The organism is Olivibacter sp. 47, from assembly GCF_030372825.1.
Classification (GTDB): domain Bacteria; phylum Bacteroidota; class Bacteroidia; order Sphingobacteriales; family Sphingobacteriaceae; genus Olivibacter; species Olivibacter oleidegradans.
Genome location: NZ_JAUCNR010000001.1, coordinates 3,486,224 through 3,506,296, shown reverse-complemented (window position 1 = coordinate 3,506,296; position 20,073 = coordinate 3,486,224). Strand labels below are relative to the sequence as shown.

General features: G+C 40.1%; 15 protein-coding genes and 1 pseudogene. 15 read left to right on the top strand and 1 reads right to left on the bottom strand.

What is annotated here, in order from left to right; genetic code table 11:
- Positions 1 to 22: 22 nt before the first annotated feature.
- Positions 23 to 889 (bottom strand): 3-keto-disaccharide hydrolase, encoded by an 867-nt coding sequence (locus tag QT327_RS15270; RefSeq protein ID WP_130855792.1) that lies wholly within the window; start codon positions 887 to 889, stop codon positions 23 to 25.
- A gap of 177 nt (positions 890 to 1,066) precedes the next feature.
- Between QT327_RS15270 and radC the strand changes: the two genes are divergently transcribed.
- The 15 genes and pseudogenes from radC (at position 1,067) to QT327_RS15195 (ending at position 19,260) form a co-directional block, all read left to right on the top strand.
- Positions 1,067 to 1,768 carry a RadC family protein gene (gene radC / locus QT327_RS15265; RefSeq protein ID WP_013667208.1) on the top strand — a complete coding sequence of 234 codons (702 nt, stop codon included), beginning with the start codon at positions 1,067 to 1,069 and terminating at the stop codon, positions 1,766 to 1,768.
- A 238-nt stretch (positions 1,769 to 2,006) separates the two neighbouring features.
- A pseudogene (gene pheT, locus QT327_RS15260) lies at positions 2,007 to 4,405 on the top strand (phenylalanine--tRNA ligase subunit beta).
- A 26-nt stretch (positions 4,406 to 4,431) separates the two neighbouring features.
- Positions 4,432 to 4,740 (top strand): hypothetical protein, encoded by a 309-nt coding sequence (locus tag QT327_RS15255; RefSeq protein ID WP_013667205.1) that lies wholly within the window; start codon positions 4,432 to 4,434, stop codon positions 4,738 to 4,740.
- A 36-nt stretch (positions 4,741 to 4,776) separates the two neighbouring features.
- Positions 4,777 to 5,067, top strand: coding sequence for a cell division protein ZapA (locus QT327_RS15250; RefSeq protein WP_041387595.1), 291 nt, complete (start codon positions 4,777 to 4,779; stop codon positions 5,065 to 5,067).
- Between the two features lie 331 nt (positions 5,068 to 5,398).
- On the top strand, positions 5,399 to 6,952 hold the full coding sequence (rny, locus tag QT327_RS15245) for a ribonuclease Y (protein WP_013667203.1): 1,554 nt from the start codon (positions 5,399 to 5,401) through the stop codon (positions 6,950 to 6,952).
- 153 nt (positions 6,953 to 7,105) lie between these two features.
- A complete protein-coding gene (locus QT327_RS15240) occupies positions 7,106 to 7,633 on the top strand; it encodes an Mpo1 family 2-hydroxy fatty acid dioxygenase (RefSeq protein WP_130855796.1) in 528 nt (175 codons plus the stop codon).
- A 132-nt stretch (positions 7,634 to 7,765) separates the two neighbouring features.
- Positions 7,766 to 8,758: a glycosyltransferase family protein gene (locus tag QT327_RS15235; protein WP_289553253.1), complete on the top strand. Its 993-nt coding sequence runs from the start codon at positions 7,766 to 7,768 to the stop codon at positions 8,756 to 8,758.
- Positions 8,755 to 10,089, top strand: a complete 1,335-nt coding sequence (locus QT327_RS15230; RefSeq protein WP_289553252.1) for a GH1 family beta-glucosidase — start codon at positions 8,755 to 8,757, stop codon at positions 10,087 to 10,089. Before QT327_RS15235 ends, QT327_RS15230 begins: the two co-directional genes overlap by 4 nt.
- A gap of 260 nt (positions 10,090 to 10,349) precedes the next feature.
- On the top strand, positions 10,350 to 11,063 hold the full coding sequence (gene bamJ, locus QT327_RS15225; RefSeq protein WP_242627172.1) for a BamJ family beta-barrel-assembly machinery protein: 714 nt from the start codon (positions 10,350 to 10,352) through the stop codon (positions 11,061 to 11,063).
- A gap of 5 nt (positions 11,064 to 11,068) precedes the next feature.
- Positions 11,069 to 11,965: an aldo/keto reductase gene (locus QT327_RS15220; protein ID WP_289553250.1), complete on the top strand. Its 897-nt coding sequence runs from the start codon at positions 11,069 to 11,071 to the stop codon at positions 11,963 to 11,965.
- Positions 11,966 to 11,994: 29 nt separating this feature from the next.
- Entirely contained in the window at positions 11,995 to 12,852 is an 858-nt protein-coding gene (locus QT327_RS15215) for a sugar phosphate isomerase/epimerase family protein (protein WP_289553249.1), read from the top strand.
- 396 nt (positions 12,853 to 13,248) lie between these two features.
- Positions 13,249 to 14,166, top strand: coding sequence for an EamA family transporter (locus QT327_RS15210; protein ID WP_289553248.1), 918 nt, complete (start codon positions 13,249 to 13,251; stop codon positions 14,164 to 14,166).
- A gap of 240 nt (positions 14,167 to 14,406) precedes the next feature.
- The gene (locus QT327_RS15205) at positions 14,407 to 14,610 is read left to right on the top strand and encodes a hypothetical protein (protein WP_289553246.1); all 204 of its coding nucleotides are present in this window, start codon (positions 14,407 to 14,409) and stop codon (positions 14,608 to 14,610) included.
- Positions 14,611 to 15,319: 709 nt separating this feature from the next.
- Positions 15,320 to 18,058 carry a TonB-dependent receptor gene (locus tag QT327_RS15200; RefSeq protein ID WP_289553245.1) on the top strand — a complete coding sequence of 913 codons (2,739 nt, stop codon included), beginning with the start codon at positions 15,320 to 15,322 and terminating at the stop codon, positions 18,056 to 18,058.
- A 50-nt stretch (positions 18,059 to 18,108) separates the two neighbouring features.
- A complete protein-coding gene (locus tag QT327_RS15195; protein ID WP_130855803.1) occupies positions 18,109 to 19,260 on the top strand; it encodes a beta-helix domain-containing protein in 1,152 nt (383 codons plus the stop codon).
- The last annotated feature ends 813 nt before the right edge of the window (positions 19,261 to 20,073 follow it).

Sequence of the window (20,073 nt, the reverse complement as noted above, 5' to 3'; positions counted from 1 at the left end):
ATTTTTTCCACAACCCCTTTTATTATTTGGTGTCCCTTTCACGAATTTCCTTCAATATACCATCCAACTTTTTTGGATCTTTAGCATAAGGTTCTAAATCAATAATAGCAACTTTTCTAAATTCTATTGGATGGCTTTCGCTTTGCAGGGAAAAATATCCGCTGCTCAGCAATTTCCCATCTTGTTTCACTTTAGGGTCGTAATTGCTAACGCCACCACCATTTATCGTCGGCTTGGTATAAACCATTACGGTATCACGATTGATGATATGTTTGATAATGGAATCACCGAGCACTAGCACATCCGCAGTAACCCATTGATCACCGGCATAGGTCTTTGAATTAGAGTTCAAACAATGAGGCGTATATTGCTCATTTTTATAAACGACCTCGGTACCCGGCGTGCATAAATTTCCGGTGCTTCTTTCTTCTTTTCCATTCCCGCCAAGAAGTTGTGCTTCAAGAGAAATCGGAAAGTCTTGATCTTTTAACATAGTATGAGGTTCCTGCCCATGAAGCATAATACCGCTGTTTCTCCAGGCCCAACCTTCACCGCCTTTTGCTTGCTCACCAACAAATCGATATTCAACTCTTAACAAATAATAAGAATACGGTTTATTATAAAAAATATGTCCGTACTGTTGGTCGAACTGATCATATCCTTCGTAGCCTACCTTGATAACGCCATTTTCCACCCGAAACGTGTTAGCATAATTTTCGCCAACCTCATGTTTGGCAATCTTTACCGTCCAATCATCAAGGTTTTTTCCGTTGAATAAATCAACCCAAGACGGTGTTTCCATTTTTGCTTCTTTCGATTGAATGTGTTGACAAGCCGATAGCGTTCCGCCGATCAATGCGCACATTCCTAACTGTAGTAATTTGTTCATTGCTTATAATTGCGTAAATTAAGGCCTAAAATAGTAAACTTAGATGAATTTGCTACTATAAGATTTGGGTTTTAGCTATCGGGAGGAGGAGAGAGGATTTCCAACCGAAATTTACTATCTTAGTCCTATAAATTTCACTGAACCTGAAAATCTTTTTTAAACCTTAGAATTAAAATTATGCAGGAAACCTACACCAAAAGAATGCGTTTAAAACAATGGGCAGAACAAGACAGACCAAGAGAAAAGTTATTATTAAATGGCCGTCGTTTACTCAGTGACGCTGAACTGATAGCCATTTTAATAGGCAGCGGATCAAAAGAGGAAACCGCTGTTGAGCTCAGTAAGCGTATTTTAAGTGATGTGGAAAACAACCTGAGTGACTTAGCGCGATTAACCCTTGCAGATTTATGCAATTATAAGGGAATAGGAGAGGCGAAAGCTATTGCCATCATTGCTGCTTTGGAGCTGGGACGACGGAGAAAAGAGAATGCCTCGGTACTAAAGCCTCAAATTGAGAGTAGCGAAGATGCCTATCAGGTGTTGCAATCGGTTTATGCTGATCTATCTCATGAGGAATTCTGGATTCTGTTATTAAATACAAATAATAGGGTAATTGCAAAGGAATTAATAAGCAAAGGTGGGAGCGGTGTAGTGGCTGTTGATGCCAAGGGTGTGTTCCAAGCGGTATTGCAGGCAAAGGCAACGGGTTTGATCTTAAGCCATAACCATCCTTCCGGCTCGCTGAGGCCAAGCATGGCAGACAAACAGCTGACGAAGAAAATTGTTGAGGGAGGGAAACTGCTTGACGTTAGGGTACTGGATCATCTCATCATTTCCGATGAAGGCTATTACAGCTTTTTAGATCATGGAGATATCTAGTAACCGAATTCAAGTTAATATTCGTGATCTATCTTATCTCAAAGTACGATAAAAATAAAAAATATGCTAAGTTTGCAACAATTTTTAGCGTTGCAACCGGTGGGACGATTAACAGGTAGCCTGTTTATTGCAGCCTCCGTATTGAGTCTGGATTTAATAAACTTTTATTGGCGATATTTATTTAATCTGTCACCCTAGCAACGTCGAAATAAAAAAGCAAAGAAAACAGACTATTTCCATGAAGATATCGTACAACTGGCTCAAACAATTTATATCTACTGATAAAAACCCGAACGAACTTTCACAAATATTAACAGATATTGGTTTAGAAGTTGAAGGTGTTGAAGAAATCCAGGGCATTCCTGGGGGTTTGACAGGTTTAGTGATCGGAGAGGTGAAAACTTGCCAGCAACACCCAAATGCTGATAGACTGCGTATTACTACGGTCGATGTCGGTGAAGCTTCTTTATTACACATTGTCTGCGGGGCTCCAAATGTCGCTGCCGGCCAGAAAGTAGTAGTAGCAACCGTTGGTACAACGGTTTACCCATTGGAGGGTGAGCCTTTTAAAATCAATAAATCGAAAATAAGAGGAGAAGTTTCCGAAGGGATGATCTGCGCGGAGGATGAAATAGGTTTGGGCAAATCGCACGAAGGAATTATGGTATTGCCCGCTGACGCACCCGTTGGAAGTTTGGCTAAAGATTTTTTCGGTGTAAAAGACGATTATTGCTTCGAAATCGGGCTGACGCCGAATCGTGCTGATGCCGCCTCTCATTTAGGCGTTGCTAGGGATGTAGCGGCTGTTTTGAGACAGGAAGTAAAGTTGCCGGATATTAGCTCCTTCAAAGCGGGATCGGGTCGTTTGATGCCTGTCACTGTGGATAACACCAATGCTTGTAAGCGTTATTCTTCCCTGAGTATTAGTGGCGTAAAAGTTGCCGACTCACCTGAGTGGTTACAGGAAAAACTAAGGGCAATTGGCTTAAGACCCATTAATAATATTGTTGACGTCACCAATTATGTCCTTCACGAGCTAGGGCAACCACTGCATGCATTTGATGCAGATAAGGTAGCAGGTAGTCACATTATCGTTCGCAACGCAAAAGAAGGCGAGGCTTTTGTTACATTAGACGAGGTAGAACGTAAGCTATCTTCGGAAGATCTTATGATTTGTGACGAGGAGAAGCCCCTATGCATTGCTGGCGTATTTGGCGGACTAAATTCAGGCGTTACCGGAACGACTATGAATGTGTTTTTGGAAAGCGCCTATTTTGATGCCGTTTCTATTAGAAAGTCGTCAAAGCGACATAACTTGAAAACAGATGCTTCGTTCCGATTTGAACGTGGTACAGATCCCGATATGACCGTTTATGCGCTTAAACGGGCTGCGTTGCTAATGGTGGAAGTCGCAGGTGGAGAAATATCTTCCGAGATATCAGATACTTATCCTGCTCCGGTAAAACCCTTTGTTTTTGAGGTCAATCCGGACAACGTTCGACGTTTGATCGGTAAAAATATCACTGACGAAAATATTGTTGATATTTTACAGGCATTACAAATACAGGTAGCAAGCAAAGACGCAGGCGTTTTGACGGTTTCTGTTCCGCCCTATAAAGTTGATGTGACGCGGGAGGTTGACATTACCGAAGAAGTTTTGCGCATTTACGGTTATAATAATATCGAGATGAAGCAGCAAATCAAGGCTTCATTGAATACTTCTGCAAAACCGGACAAAGAAGTGATTCAGAACCTTGTTGCGGATACTTTAATAGCCAATGGATTTAATGAGATTTTATCCAACTCGCTTACTAAACTAGCCTATGCCGATAATGAAGAGACAGTGGTTAAGATACTAAATCCCTTAAGCAGTGATTTGGACGTCATGCGACAAAACTTGCTCTTTTCCGCATTAGAAGCTGTTGCATATAATCAAAAGCGAAAAAATCCCGATTTGAAATTATTTGAGTTCGGGAAGACTTATCATATGGTAGACGGCGTTTACGAAGAAGAACAGCAATTAAGTTTAACCATTACGGGCGCTCAACATACCCAGCAATGGAACCAACCGTCGCAGCCCGTTTCTTTTTACGATATAAAAGCAGCAGTTGATGCCTTAGTGAAGCGTCTTAACATTCGCGATCTCAAAACGGAAGACTTGGAGAGCGTGCATTTTTCATATGGCCTACAATATGTTAAAGGACAAAAGACCTTAGTGAAATTTGGCGCAATTTCTACAAAGGCTTTAAAAAAAGCCGATGTGAACGGCATGGTATATTATGCGGTATTCAATTGGGAATTACTACTAAAGGCCATCCGTAAAAATAAAATCACCTATAAGGAAGTAGCCAAATTTCCTGCGGTAAGAAGAGATTTATCGCTATTGATTGATCGGCAAGTAACCTTCGACGCTTTAAAGAATATAGCCGAACGAACCGAACGTAAACTTCTCAAATCAGTAGGTGTTTTTGATGTTTATGTAGGTGACAAGTTGCCGGCGGGAAAGAAGTCCTACGCTTTGAGCTTTGAGTTGCAAGACGAGGAAAAAACCTTAACAGATAAACAAATTGATTCGGTGATACAAAATTAATACTTAACTTTGAAAAAGAAGTAGGTGCAGAAATTAGAAAGGGATAGAGGCTAACTAAAAATGCTAAATAGAGATGTCAACGGTTTCAGCGCAATTAGATAATGTCGTAGAGAAAACAGCAAAACTGATTGAATTATGTTTATCTTTACAAGAAGAAAACGACATGCTTAAATTGGAGAATCAATCCATTAAAGTAGCATTTGAAGCGTCCAAAGATAAAAATAAGGATCTGGAGGAGAAACTGAAGGCGCTAACTGTTGCCCGTTCTTTGGAAGGTGCACCGGTAGAAAAGGAAGTCATTAATGAAAAAACACTTGACATCAAGCAAAAAATTAACGATTTTGTGCGAGAAATAGATAAATGTATTGAGTTACTAAAATAGAGTAACCCAAATTATATAGTGAATCAAGCTCATTCTATGGGAGATATTTCCATAAAAATAAATATTGCAGACAGGATATATCCTTTACGGATAGAGATGGAAGAAGAAGAGATTATCCGTCATGCAGCGAAATTAATTAACGACCGTATAAAAGATCTACAGGAGAATTATGCGGTAAGAGATAAGCAAGATCTGCTTTCCATGGCTGTATTGCATTATGCTACAGCAGCCTTAAAAGCAGAAAAAAAGGTGAGAGAAGAGGATACAAGCGTATCCGATAAAGTTTACCAATTAGATCAATTGCTATCCGAGTTTTTTAAAGATTGATTCGTTCTTTTGAAATATAGAGCTATAAGATTTAACCGCAGTTAATTCGGGTTTCACTATTTTTAAACTTAACACTTCAATATAAAGAAGCGTAAATAGACATACTCCATTTTGCTTTCGCCACCTGGAGATAGTTAGTACGCTAAACCTGTATATAGAAGTTTAAAATAATTGGAACCTATTTTTAACTGCGTTGTTTTTTTGCGTAAACCTTCCTGACCTTATGGGAAAGGTGTTGGTTTTGCACGATGATTAAGCAATCAACGGTTCTAGAAACGGGGATAGTATGATCCCCCGGTTCTATTATCAACTAAATATATATATAAACAACATGGAAATAGTAATTTATGTGTTATTAGGTTTGGCTATTGGCGTATTGATCGGACGCTTTTTACTCCGTAGCTTACTTAAGAAGCAAGAAATTGCAGCACAGAATAAGGTTAAACGTATCTTAAAAGAGGCTGAACAAGAGGCGGAGATGCTGAAGAAAAATCGTTTATTGGAAGCAAAAGAAAAGTTTCTTCATTTAAAGGCCGAACACGAGCGCGAAGTTAACCAAAAAAATAATGCGATCAATCAGAAGGAGAACTCGCTTCGCCAAAAAGAACAATCACTTAATTCCAAATTAGAGCAAGTTAATCGGGAAAAGCAAGAGCTTGATAACGTTAAGAAAAATCTGGAACGTCAGATTGAGCTGAACAACAAAAAACAGGATGAGGTGGAGCATTTGAAAATGCAGCACATTAAGCAGTTAGAAACAATTGCGGGTTTATCGGCGGAAGAAGCGAAAGAACAACTGGTAAATAACCTAAGAGAAGAGGCACGGTCGAAAGCAATGATCCAGATAAAAGACATTGTAGATGAGGCCAAACTCACCGCCAGTAAAGAAGCAAAAAAGGTGGTCATTCAAACTATACAGCGTACGGCTACCGAAAGCGCTATCGAAAATACGGTTTCCATCTTTAACATAGAAAATGATGAAATCAAAGGACGCGTTATCGGTCGTGAAGGACGTAATATCCGTGCATTGGAAGCAGCTACTGGCGTAGAGATCATCGTTGACGACACACCTGAGGCGATTATCTTGTCCGGGTTTGATCCGGTAAGAAGAGAGATTGCGCGGCTTGCTTTGCACCGATTGGTTACAGATGGACGTATTCACCCCGCCCGCATTGAAGAAGTTGTAGCGAAAACCAAAAAGCAGATAGAAGACGAAATTGTAGAGATTGGCGAACGTACCGTTATTGATTTAGGCATTCATGGTTTACATCCGGAGTTGATCCGGATGGTTGGCAGAATGCGTTATCGTTCCTCTTATGGGCAAAACTTGTTGCAGCACTCGCGCGAAGTGGCTAATTTTTGTGCAACCATGGCAGCTGAATTAGGGTTAAACGTAAAACTGGCAAAACGTGCCGGCTTATTGCATGATATTGGCAAAGTACCTGATGATAACCCGGAATTACCTCATGCGATTTTGGGTATGCAATTGGCTGAGAAATACAAAGAACATCCGGAAGTTTGTAATGCCATTGGAGCTCACCATGACGAAATCGAAATGACTTCACTTATTTCTCCAATTGTGCAAGCTTGCGATGCTATTTCCGGTGCGAGACCGGGAGCACGGAGAGAAGTTGTTGAAAGTTATATCAAGCGTTTAAAAGAGTTGGAAGAGCTAGCACTTTCTTATCCAGGCGTGGAAAAAACGTTTGCGATACAAGCCGGTAGGGAATTGCGTGTGGTGGTAGAAAGTGAAAAAGTTACTGATGCCCAGGCAGAAATATTAGCGGCAGATATATCCAATCGTATACAAACCGAAATGACATATCCCGGGCAGATTAAGGTTACGGTTATCCGCGAAACCCGATCAGTGGCCTTTGCAAAATAAATAATACAAGGAGGTTGTTTAAAAAGGCCTTTTCTTGACATTTTTTCGATTGCTTGCTCATCGCTGGTAGGCAATCGAAATAAGTTGAGATATGAGTACACGGTCGAATGAACATCGGGAAAGCTTTTAGGCATCCTCTAAATTCTTACTCTTATGTCAAAACAGCTTAAGTCGGCGAAGCAAATACAGACAAAGAAACGCCCTATTGATCTTTATTTTGAGCAATATGCTGAACACCACCAACGTTCAAGCAACAAACTGATTCATTGGATCTGTGTTCCACTTATAACCTTTAGTATTTCCGGGCTTATCTGGTTCATTCCTTTTCCACATCTTGAATTCTTAGGGCGCTATAATGGCTTTATTAACTGGTTTACCATCGCAATGGCACTGGTGGTTTACTACTATCTCCGTTTAGCTCCTACGTTATCTTATGCGATGCTTTTTAGCTTTGGGGTTTTCAGCTATATTATCGTACAACTGGAGTATTGGGAAAAAGCAGGAGGGCCTGCACCTTGGTTGATATGCCTGATCATTTTTGTTATAGCATGGATCGGACAATTTATAGGTCACAAAATTGAAGGTAAGAAACCATCGTTTTTGACAGATATCAAGTTTCTTTTAATCGGTCCGGTTTGGTTATGGCATTTTATTTTCAAAAGGCTAGGAATACCGTATTAAGGTCTTAGGTATTAGCTGTTAGGTCTTCAATCCTAACAACCAATAACCAGTAACCAACAACAAACAATTTTGGTTACAAATAATTAACTTTAACCTAACCAAAAGATTAAGTATAGTACTTATCATTATCAAATGAAGATATTGTATGCTGTACAGGGAACAGGTAACGGACATTTAAGCCGGGCGATGGATGTGATCCCTTGTTTAAAAAAACGGGCAGAGGTAGATATTCTTGTGAGCGGTATCCAAGCCGATTTAGATTTGCCTTTTGAGGTCAAATATCGTAAGCACGGGCTTAGCTTTATCTTTGGAAAAGCAGGCGGTGTTGACCTTTGGCGAACTTTTATGAGTAATAAAGTTCGAGATATCGTAAAAGAGGTAAATGAAACGCCTGTTGAGGATTATGATCTCGTGATCAACGATTTTGAACCTGTAACGGCTTGGGCCTGTCATCTACGTGAACACCCTTGCATCGGCATGAGCCATCAATCAGCTGTTTTGGATTCCAAATCGCCAAAGCCTGAAGAAGTGGACATGATGGGTAAGTTTATTTTAAAGCATTATGCCCCCGTAGATGTAAGTTACGGCTTCCATTTTCAGCCTTACAGTCCCTCTATATTTACACCGGTTATCAGAAGGCAAATCCGGGAGCAGGAAATCAGTGATAAGGGGCACTATACGGTGTACCTACCGGCCTATGATGACGCACGTCTATTAAAAAGCCTGCTACGCTTTGATCAAGTTCAATGGGACGTGTTCTCTAAGCATAATCGAGTGCCCTTTTCACTCAAGAATGTGAACGTTCAGCCTATTAATAATCAGAAATTTGTGGAAAGTATGGCCTCTTGCCATGGTATTTTATGCGGGGCGGGCTTTGAGACACCTGCTGAAGCGCTTTTTTTGGGTAAGAAGTTAATGGTTGTTCCGATGAAAAATCAATATGAGCAACATTTAAATGCGGCGGCGTTAATGCAAATGGGCGTACCGGTTATCAAAAATCTCAAATCAAAGAATGATGAAGCTATTGCGCGCTGGATAAATACCGATCAGGGGGTAAAAGTTAGTTACCCTGACAATACACAAGAGATTGTAGATAAGATTTTAGCCACGCACCTCCATATATGAATCGCAGTTTATTTGGTGAAGAGTTTATCTGGGGCGTATCTACGGCCGCTTATCAGATAGAAGGGGGGCATAATGCTGACGGGAAAGGCCCATCCATATGGGATGTTTTTAGTAAAAAGAAAGGAAAAATCAGAAACGGGCATCATGCGGAAGTTGCGTGCGATTTTTACAATCGGTATGAAGACGATATTTTACTAATGAAACAGCTGAATATCCCGCATTTTCGCTTTTCCATTGCTTGGACACGTATACTGCCGGAAGGTGTGGGAGAAATTAATCGCGAGGGTATCAACTTTTATAACCGGGTCATTGATACGTGTATCCAACATGGAATTACGCCTTGGGTAACCTTATATCATTGGGATCTTCCGCAAGCACTGGAAAACAAAGGTGGCTGGACCAACCGTTCCATTTTAGAATGGTTTGAGACCTATGTCCGTTTATGTGTTGATTCTTTTGGCGATCGTGTAAAGCATTGGATGGTTATGAACGAGCCGGTTGCCTTCGTTGGTGCGGGCTATTTTTTCGGAAAGCACGCGCCGGGACGGTGGGGCCTCCGTTATTTTTTGCCGGCGGTGCACCATGCTACCCTTAGCATGGCCCGAGGGGCCAAAATTATAAAAGAGCGTTATCCTACGGCAATGGTAGGCACTACTTTTTCACATTCGGTGCTCGAGCCCATATCCCTTAAGACGAGACATATCCATGCACTTAGAAGGGCTGATGCTATTATGAATCGCCTTTTTTTAGAACCTATCTTAGGGATGGGATATCCCATCGACGCTGTCAAAGCGCTTAAAAATTTAAAGAAATACATCCTCCCCGGCGATGAAGATAATATTGCTTTTAATTTCGATTTTATTGGACTTCAAACTTATACCCGAGAGGTTATCCAATTTTCAATGCTGATGCCTTATGTGTGGGCTAACATTGTTGAACCTCGCAAAAGGGGGATAAAACACACGACGGCGATGGATTGGGAGATTTATCCATCATCTATCTATGAGGCACTCAAAAGATTTCAGAGCTATCCCAATATGCCGCCTATTATCATAACCGAAAATGGGGCTGCATTTAAAGACGAAGTGATCGGTGATCGTGTTTATGATGCGGAGCGGACAAAATATTTACAAGATCACATTCAGCAGGTCTTGCGCGCTAAAGAGGAGGGAGTGGATGTGCGTGGCTATTTTGTATGGACCTTTACCGATAATTTTGAATGGGCGGAAGGATACCATCCGCGCTTCGGTCTGGTGCATGTCGACTTTGAAACGCAAAAACGTATCGTTAAAGAAAGCGGGAAATGGTATGGAGAGTGGTTAAGTCGTTGATTTGTTAAGTAGGGTCTTAAGTGATGAATGTTGAATGATGAATAATGAATGATGAATTTTTGCGTAGAGTAGAATAGTTCATGCCTATAGCTTAATATAGACATAGGATGTAAGACAGGAAGTGTTGATACTTGATACCTCCTAAGACATAGGAGGGGAAGAAAACGCGCAACCCACAACTCGCAACTTAAAACTACTCCCTTAACTATTTTCCCACTAACTATTTCCCCACTCAACTAATTTTTTTATGTTTGCCTATCATGATCAAACCATTAATTATCGCGGGTCTTGTAGCTGTGTCGGCACTTCCTACATTCGCGCAGCAAAAAACGAAACAAAAAATAATACCCAAGCAAAATAAAGTTACACCCATGTTCGAAAGTAAAATCGACTCAGCTTCTTATGCCTTTGGTTTAAGTATGGCAAGAGATTTAAAGAAGAGAGGATTGAAAAATCTAAACGGAAAATTAGTAGCACAGGCTATCGAGGACTATTTTTCAGAGAGTCCTATCCGTATAAAAGAAGAAGATGAATATAAGGCTATCAGCGACGTGTTAACAGCGGCAGCAGAAGATTTAAAGAAAGAGCAAACAGCTGCGGGTGATTCCTTCTTAGCACAAAACAAAACGAAAGCAGGGGTTCATACTACAACGAGTGGTTTGCAATATGAAATTATTCGGGACGCTGTCGGACCGAAACCATTGGCGACAGATTCCGTTACCGTAAACTATAAGGGTGCACTTTTAAGTGGAAAAGTATTTGATAGCTCTTACGATCGGGGCGAACCGATTTCATTTCAATTAAATCGCGTTATTCAGGGATGGCAGGAAGGCTTGCAGTTAATGCCTGTTGGGGCGCACTATCGCTTCTATATACCCTATCAATTAGGATATGGAGAGCGCGGCGCCGGAAACGATATTCCTCCATTTAGCGTTTTGGTATTTGATGTTGAGCTGCTTAAAATAGGAGGCTAGTATTCATGAATGCGCTTGGAAAATCCGATTTAAAAGTTAGCGAAATCAGCTTTGGCTGTATGTCCTTAGGAGAAAACCAATCGCATGCAAGTCACTTATTACGTAAAGCTTTTGACAATGGCATTAACTTTTTCGATACGGCCGATCTCTACGATAAAGGGATGAACGAAACCTATGTTGGCGAAGCGCTGAAATCGGTCAGAAAAGAGATTGTTCTTGCCACAAAAGTTGGAAATCAATGGCGACCAGATGGAAATGGCTGGGAGTGGAATCCTTCGAAAGAGTACATTCTCAAAGCGGTAGAGCAAAGCCTTCGACGTTTGCAGACGGACTATATCGATCTGTACCAGCTTCATGGCGGTACCATAGAAGATCCAATAGATGAGACGATTGAGGCCTTCGAACTATTGAAGCAACAGGGTAAAATTAGGTGGTATGGAATTTCATCGATTCGACCAAATGTCATTCGCGAATATATTAAGCGATCTAGTATTGTGTCGGTGATGATGCAATACAGTCTGTTGGATCATCGTCCGGAAGAGGAGATACTGAAGTTGTTAGCTGATCACCATATTAGTGTAATCAGTAGAGGAGCTTTGGCTCAAGGAAGATTGCTTGGAAAGAAAGAAGGAGATTATTTGCAATTCAGTTCGAGTGAGGTACTCAAAGCCGCTAAAGCCATTCATAAACTAGCCGGAAAGTTGGATACATCGGATACTGCTGTGGCATTAGCCTATGTACTCGAAAATCGGGCAGTAGCTTCGGCCGTAACAGGCTTTCGTACAGAAGAGCAGTTAGATGAAGGGTTAAGCATTTTGAAAAACCGGCCGAAACTATCATCTGATGAACTGCAGGTGTTAAGAACGCAAGTCCGAAGCTTTACCTACGATAGCCATAGATAGAATAAACCCACAAACCAAATAAAATCAAGATGAACTATAAACAACATGTATGGAGTAGCCTGATTGCTATCGTAGCAATCGTTTTTACAACAAGCGTTTTAAAAGCGCAAGATAGGCCGGAAGAAAAATTAGGTTGGAAATTAGGCGCCCAGGCCTATAGTTTTAACCGATTTACTTTCGCCGAGGCAATTGCTAAAGTAGATAGCTGTAAATTGAAGTATATTGAAGCTTATCCAGGTCAAACTATTGGTGGTGGGATAGAAGGTAAAATGGATTTTGCCATGAGCAAAGAAAAAAGAGCACAGGTTTTGCAATTGTTGAAAGACAAAGGAATTACCTTGGTTGCTTTCGGTGTTGTAAGCGCCGATTCGCCGGAAGCTTGGCGTCAACTTTTTGAGTTTGCCAAAGCCATGGGTATTAAAAATATCAATACTGAGCCTAAGCAAGAAGATCTTCCTTTAATCGGAAAGTTGGCTACTGAGTTTAAAATCAAAGTATCCATTCACAACCATCCGAATCCAACCCACTACTGGAGCCCTGAAATTGTGTTAAATGCTATCCAACTGGCAAACAGTAAATATGTAGGCGCCTGTGCCGATATTGGCCACTGGGTACGTTCCGGTTTAGATCCCATAGAATGTCTACAAAAGTATAAAGGACATATCAACCATTTACATTTTAAAGATTTGAACGAAAAATCCAGAGATGCACATGACGTACACTGGGGTACCGGTGTAGGAAATATAAAAGGGGTGATGCAAGAATTAAAAAACCAAAAGTTTAAAGGGATGCTTTCAGCGGAATACGAATACAATTGGTTAGCCAATTCTGTAGATATCGCGGCTAGTGCTGAAAACTTCCGCAAATTAGTGAAAGACTTAGAGTAGGATAAGTTTAAGCTATACGTTGTAAGTTATACAGTATAGAATGGAGCCATTGCACACTGCAGTGGCTTTTTTATTTACAAATCAACGTAAAATTTTTTTTGAAGCTATCGTGTCACAGCAAGGCGGGGCTTTCGTTTATTTATTACAAACATTTCCACTGATTTTAAATACATCAAGAATTTATTATATTCGCCTTAATTATCATATATTCTTATGAATAAACAATTTTCCTCAAATACGCCCCCTCCAGTAGCCTAAAGGCTAAATAACCGGATTTATCATTTTCATGTTCTCACTTTTTCAGTGAGGGGATATTGTCTACATTTTCATGTGACCATTCAAGGTTGTTTGGCCTCTAAGCAGGTATTAACGTAATTATTTTCTAACAATCTTGAAATGACAAATTTAAAATACATCATAATGGTCTTAATGGGAGGCATCATGTATGGTACAATGTCCTCGTTCGTAAAGTTATTCTATTCACGCGGGTACCATGCCGGTGAACTATCCTTTTCACAAGCATTCTTGGCAGCAGTATTTCTCGGGACAGCCCAATTCCTTTCCCGTAAGGGAAAAGTACGCCTCGCACGGAATGAATTTATATCTCTCTTAGCAACAGGCGGAGCGATTGGTCTCACCAATTATTTATACTATCAGTCCGTAAGCTATATTTCCGCATCACTTGCTATCGTAATTCTTATGCAGTTTACATGGTTCAGTCTATTACTGGATTGGACTGTGTTCGGTAAAAAGCCAAATAAGTCGGAATTGCTGACGGTTGTTTTCATTCTTATCGGCACGGTTATGGCCGCAAACCTTTTCGGAGAAGATGTCCAATCCTTTTCGTGGATCGGTATTGCCTTGGCACTTTGTTCATCGTTGACCTATGCCATCTATATCGTTGCGAATAGTAGGGTTGGCCACGCGGTGGGTTGGTTGCCTAAAAGCATGGTAATCATGACGGGTTCTGCATTGACTATTTTTATCATCAATGTAAAAACGATTTTGGTGGGAAGCTATTTCAGCTATGAATTTGCAATGATGGCAGTTTTTCTTGCCATCATCGGAACGACCATTCCTACAGCGCTTTTTGCAACCGCTATTCCAAAGGTCGGAGCAGGCATCAGCTCCATACTAATGACGATCGAGCTTCCCGTCGCCGTCCTTTGTGCAAGCATCGTCCTGAATGAACAACTAGGGTTCGTGCAGATTGTAGGCATACTTGTGATGTTGGCAGCAATATCGACAATGAATTATTATAAATCACTAAAAAACAAAAAAGAAAAACAATCAGGTTCTGCATTGTCTCCATAATTTAAGCATTATATGTACCTGGTTTAGCCTTTTATCTATTTTAGTATGCTTCTACTGAATTGATTTGGGACGCGGTTGTTGCAAGCACTTAGATCCGACCTTGAGCCGTGCTCCATCCGTGTCCCATTCGCCCTATATCCCAGTGATATCCTTATATGGTACGTAAAAAGGCCCAAAACACGGCTTTTTAAGCAATACCTATCGGACTCCTATCGAACTAAGCTATATATGCGATCAAGCATGAACAAAGATCGTGTGAAAGAAGTTTGGGCCCCTCGCTTGTACCTCTTTTGGAGATGGCTTCGGTGGTTCGATTCACCTTGGTCGGAGCTCAATGGGGACTCGTGGCGAGATCCTTGGGGAAACGCTCCATTAAGTGCGCCTTCAACCCCGCTCAAGTTAGCTCGCTGGGGAGAGGATGGGGAGGAGCGAGGGAGTAACTAGATAGCTTTTCAGATCTTATCTTCGACAGGTGCTTAAATAGTATCTACGACGTTCTGTCTTATGCCTGATGATTCATCGAATCCACGTGGTAATCCCTTTTTATTCCATTCAATTACCCCTTAACTCCGTATCAAATTCGTAAGTTTATTAGGTATTATGCAGGTTTTATCAGATTTTAGTCAGGTTTATCTGATAAAAACCTGATGGGATCTGGTAAACATCTGATGAAATCTCGAATTTGGTACGAATTTAACCCGAAGTTGATTATGCTTTTTAGACTATGGCATGCTAAGCAGCGCAGCTTCAGGCAGTGTATATGTGCTTAGTCTTACATTTAAATACAAGTAGATAGCTGTCTCCGTTATCTTTTTTGAACTGTTGATGATTTATAACATCACTTCGAGGGGGTGTTTTTTATGAACGAACACGAAATGATCCATTTACGAGTTCCGAAATCATGAAGATTTTATTTAAGTTATTTTATAGTCTCGAATTGCGAAAGCAATATTATAAAGAGGTTATGGAAGTGTTAAGCTTTATATAAAATGCTGATTTTATGCTTAATATTCCAATGACAAGGTATGTCTAACAATTCAATCCTTGTTTAGTCTTAACACTATATTAACAATAGATATATATAAGAATAATACGAACTTAACATTCTGTTTACCTGTTCTTGCGTCCTTTGTAGCGGAATATTACAAGTTACATGAAAGTCAAGACCCTAATCTTTTTAACTCTATTATTTAGCGGTTCAATTACTTTTGCTCAACAAAAGGGAATCGTTAGTGGTGTTGTGGTAGATGCTTCATTAAATAATGAAACCATGCCCGCGGTGTCCGTCGCCGTGCAAGGTACCAAGTTGGGTGCCAATACAGATATCGACGGAAAATTCAAATTAGAACTTAATCCTGGAACTCATATCCTCGTGTTTAGTTATGTAGGTTACCAAACTTTACGGGATACAGTCACTGTAAAAGCCGGAAACAACGTTAATCTTAATGTAGCCATGGCCTCTGATGCGCAGATGCTCGATGATGTGGTGATTGTTGGTGAAGTAAGGAAGGATACTGAATCGGCTTTGTTAAGAAAACAGATGAACTCGGCGGTCATTACACAAAGCATTGGCTCACAGGAAATGAGCCGAAAAGGTATTAGCAACGCTGCAGTCGCTATTACGAAAGTAACTGGTATTGCCAAACAAGAAGGGACAACGGGTGTGTTTGTCCGCGGTTTAGGAGATCGTTATAATAATACCTTGTTAAATGGTTTGCCGTTGCCATCGAATGAGCCAACAAGTAAGAACATCTCGCTAGATTTATTTGGAACGGATGTTATTCAATCAATTGGCATTAGCAAAACATATACTGCAGAGGACTATGGTGATGTTGGAGGTGCTACTGTTAACATTCTTTCGAAGGAACACGTTGGTAATCCTACACTAAGCGTAGAAATTGGTGGTGGTTTAAACACAAATGCTTTTCGGTCTGATTTTAAAAGAGCAGATAATGGGAAACGCTTTGGTTTCTATAATATTAAGCCACCTACTACGCTGCAACAATATACTTTCGGGAGTAAATGGTCGCCTAATACTGTTGATAAGCCTTTTAATTATGACTTTTCTATTCAAGGGGGAAAAAGTTTTCAGATAGGCCAAGAAGGGAGATTAAATGTTTTTGCAACTGTCTCTCATAAAAACAATTATCAGTTTAGAGAAGGTTCTGAGAAAGTAATGGGTTCAAGGGTTGATATCGTCAATGCCGATTACTTCAACATAGAGAAGAATGTTTACGAGACGAATACCACTGGTATGTTCAACCTAGATTATCGAGTTAATTCAAAAAACCGATTAAGGTGGAATAGCATATTCATTAATGGCTCTTCTAGTGCTGTGAATGATTATGATGTGGCTCCATTAGATGAACCAATACAATTTACACGACAAACATTGACCCAGCAAAACCAATTATTCTTGAATCAGTTGCTCGGAGAACATCAATTAAAAGAACGTTTATCTTTAGACTGGGGAGCATCTTATGGTATCGTCAATGCTGATATGCCTGATCGGATTACTAGTACCTTATCAACTAGTAACAGTGGAGGTTTTGAGTTCAACAATTCTCAGGTAAATAATCAGAATAGGTATTTTCAATATATTAATGAGAAAGAAGTCGCAGGGAGATTTGCTTTTAATTATAAGCTGTTTGAAAATGAAGCAGGGGAATACGACGGAAAACTAAGTGTGGGTTACACCGGACGGTATAAAAAACGGGATTTCGAAGCTACTCAAATTAACGCTCGCATCCAACAGTCCGGCATAGCAGCTGATCCTAACAATCTAGATGCATTTTTGAATGCAGATAACTTTACAACTGCTACTGGTACAGGTCCAACGTTTCGCTTTGAAACCGCAAGAGTTTTAAGTTTGGTTCCCCAAACATACGACGCTAATTTAAATATACATGGTGGCTTCGCCCTTTTTGAGCATAGTCCAAACAAAAAACTTACCTATACATTGGGGTTAAGAGCAGACAAGGTCTTACAAAAAATGACATGGGACGTAAATATTCTGCAACCCATAGTAGATTTTGATCAAGCGGACATTGATAAAATTTTTATATTACCTGAAGCTACTCTTAAATATGCTTTGTCGGAAAATCAAAACTTACGAGTAGCAGCTAGTAAATCTTATACGCTTCCTCAATTCTTAGAAAAAGCCCCTTTTCAATACGAAGATGTGACATCTTTGACCTTCGGAAACGGAGCGTTAAAGCCCGCAGACAATTATAATTTAGATATCAAATGGGAGCAGTTTCCAAGTTCTGATGAATTATTTTCGGCAGGAATCTTTGGTAAATATATCAAAGATCCGATTAGCCAAACATTAATCACGTCAGCGGCATCGAACTTGTTTTCATTTCTAAATGCTGGAGATTATGCTTACGTATTTGGTGCCGAAGTAGAGATGAGAAAGAACATTGCTGGCGGTTTTTCGGGAGGGATGAACGTAACTTATATGTATAGTCGCCAAGAGTTGGATCCCGAGAAAGTTGCGGAAGAGACCGACTACACAATGAGTGTTAATTTTAATGGTGATCATGATCGCCTACAAGGAGCCTCGCCTTTGTTGGTGAATGCAGACTTGACTTATAAGTTAAATACTGGAAAAATCAGGCCAACTGTTGCTGTCGTAGGAAATTACTTCTATGATCGAATTTTTTCATTGGGAGCTTTCGGTAGAGGGAACATAGTAGAAAAAGGCTACCCTACTTTGAATTTTATTTCAAACACTGCAATAAATGAAAGATGGGAGGTAGGATTGAAAATTAATAACTTATTAAATAATGAAGTGCGTATGGAACAGGAAAATACCGATCAAAGTGTAGAGGTATATAACTACAGGAGAGGATTGGACTTTAGTTTAGGTATTAAATACAAGATTTTTTAGACAAAAATAAAAACAGAAAACAACAGAGTTATTCATTCAAAATGACAATTATGAAAAAATTATTCTTAAGCATGATGGTTATCGCAACTATGTTTGCAAGCTGTAGCAGCGATGATGATAATAATCCAGGCCCTGATGGTGGAGAAATTACTTTTGAGGATGGTATTATTAGTGGAAATATCGATAGAAACGCTCGTGTAACCGCGGGGAGAACATATACTTTGCGTGGTCCGGTCTATGTTAAGTCAGGAGCAACCTTAACAATTGAACCAGGTGTGCGTATTGAAGCGGAATATTCAGAGAATGTAACAAATGTAGCTTTTTTAGCTGTTGAACGAGGTGCTATGATCAATGCTGCCGGAACAGCGGAAAATCCAATAGTATTTACTTCAGGCGCTGCTACACCTGCTGCTGGGCAATGGGGTGGCATTGTTATTTGCGGAAATGCTGGCACTAATAAAGGTGCAAATGCACAAGCAGAAGTGGCTGGTTTGATATATGGCGGTAATAATAATACTGATAATTCAGGTGTCTTATCACACATCATTATTGAGTATTCAGGCAATAAAATTAATGACGAATCTGAATTCAATGCGCTTACGTTATACGCTGTTGGTAACGGGACTACTGTAAACAATATATTTATCAATCAAGTTTCCGATGACGGTGTAGAATGGTTTGGAGGTTCGGTAAATGCTGAAAATTTGACAGTGATCGGGTCGCAAGATGATTCCTTTGACTGGGCTGAAGGCTGGAATGGTAGAGTGACGAACTTGTATGCTGATCAATCTGCAGCTACAACTTATTCTTCAGATAGCCGTGGCATTGAAGCGGACAGCAACCAGGATAATCCAACTTTAGCTCCTGTTTCAAGTCCGACGTTAACAAATTTAACATTAATAGGTCGTAATAGCACCTCTGTAACTTCGGAAGCGGGAATGATGTTGCGTCGTGGTACATTAGGCTCAATCACCAATGTTTATCTAAAAGATTTTATCGCTGGAGAAGGCGTTGTTGCAAGTGGTGCAGAATCTTTAGCTCATTTTCAAGCTAATAAAGTGAAACAAGTTCGTTTTGATAACGTACCAAATAAAGGTACTGCTGGAACGTACGAAGAAGATCCTAACGCTACGGGCGCTGGTAACGGTGCTGCTCGTCCTAATTGGTCAACTTGGGCTGAGTCGCATTTAACTGCCAACTAGTCTATTGTTAACATAAATGCTTTAAAGCGGCTATCCTGTTAGATAGCCGCTTTTTTGTTATCTATACTTGGATGTTTGATATAGGATGACTGTTAGGTTTAACTAAAACCTGACTTCAAAGACGTTCGTCCTTATAGCAAACACTATTGGCTTTATAATAAACACATTCAGATTTAATTTAAAGTTGTTTGCCTTTATCTTGTTTCCGTACAACTTTGCCTTAATTCCGGTCGTCTTTACTTCAAAGTCGGTTGGGTTTATGATGAATCCTTTTGGGTTTATTTCATTGCTGTACGACTTTGTAGCAAAGTTGATCGACCTTATATGAAGGACGTTTCCATCTATAATAAAGTCATATGGGTTTATAGTAAAAACCGTTGACTTTACTATAAAGACAATTGGGATTACGTTAAAGTCAATTGGAATTGAGGTAATTCCGTACTTCTTTAAAGCAAAGCTAATTGCCGTTACATTTATGTTGATCGGCTTTATAATAAAGGTGATCAAATTTGTATTAAATATGGTTGTCTTTATGACGATCCCGGTTGACTTTACGTCAATACTAGTTAGGCTTGTTTTAATGTCATTAGGGATTGGTTTGAGGCTGGAGGGAGTAGTGAGTAGTTAATAGGGAGCAGTTAGTAGTGAGTAGTTAATAGTGAATGGGGTAGGACTTAAATGAGGACGTAAGGCATGTTCCCAACTACCAGATTCCCTTGTTCACTGGAAGGAGATGAATAGGAAGTAGTGAGTAGTTAATAGTGAATGGAGTAGGAGTTAAATGAGGACGTAGGGCCTATTCCCATCACCGAC

Coding starts and splice junctions, on each gene's coding strand:
- bamJ (WP_242627172.1), top strand. CDS start 10,350: ATGATCAAACCATTAATTATCGCGGGTCTTGTAGCTGTGTCGGCACTT.
- QT327_RS15205 (WP_289553246.1), top strand. CDS start 14,407: ATGAACAAAGATCGTGTGAAAGAAGTTTGGGCCCCTCGCTTGTACCTC.
- radC (WP_013667208.1), top strand. CDS start 1,067: ATGCAGGAAACCTACACCAAAAGAATGCGTTTAAAACAATGGGCAGAA.
- QT327_RS15210 (WP_289553248.1), top strand. CDS start 13,249: ATGACAAATTTAAAATACATCATAATGGTCTTAATGGGAGGCATCATG.
- QT327_RS15255 (WP_013667205.1), top strand. CDS start 4,432: ATGTCAACGGTTTCAGCGCAATTAGATAATGTCGTAGAGAAAACAGCA.
- QT327_RS15195 (WP_130855803.1), top strand. CDS start 18,109: ATGAAAAAATTATTCTTAAGCATGATGGTTATCGCAACTATGTTTGCA.
- QT327_RS15240 (WP_130855796.1), top strand. CDS start 7,106: ATGTCAAAACAGCTTAAGTCGGCGAAGCAAATACAGACAAAGAAACGC.
- QT327_RS15200 (WP_289553245.1), top strand. CDS start 15,320: ATGAAAGTCAAGACCCTAATCTTTTTAACTCTATTATTTAGCGGTTCA.
- rny (WP_013667203.1), top strand. CDS start 5,399: ATGGAAATAGTAATTTATGTGTTATTAGGTTTGGCTATTGGCGTATTG.
- QT327_RS15235 (WP_289553253.1), top strand. CDS start 7,766: ATGAAGATATTGTATGCTGTACAGGGAACAGGTAACGGACATTTAAGC.
- QT327_RS15220 (WP_289553250.1), top strand. CDS start 11,069: ATGAATGCGCTTGGAAAATCCGATTTAAAAGTTAGCGAAATCAGCTTT.
- QT327_RS15230 (WP_289553252.1), top strand. CDS start 8,755: ATGAATCGCAGTTTATTTGGTGAAGAGTTTATCTGGGGCGTATCTACG.
- QT327_RS15215 (WP_289553249.1), top strand. CDS start 11,995: ATGAACTATAAACAACATGTATGGAGTAGCCTGATTGCTATCGTAGCA.
- QT327_RS15250 (WP_041387595.1), top strand. CDS start 4,777: ATGGGAGATATTTCCATAAAAATAAATATTGCAGACAGGATATATCCT.
- QT327_RS15270 (WP_130855792.1), bottom strand. CDS start 889: ATGAACAAATTACTACAGTTAGGAATGTGCGCATTGATCGGCGGAACG.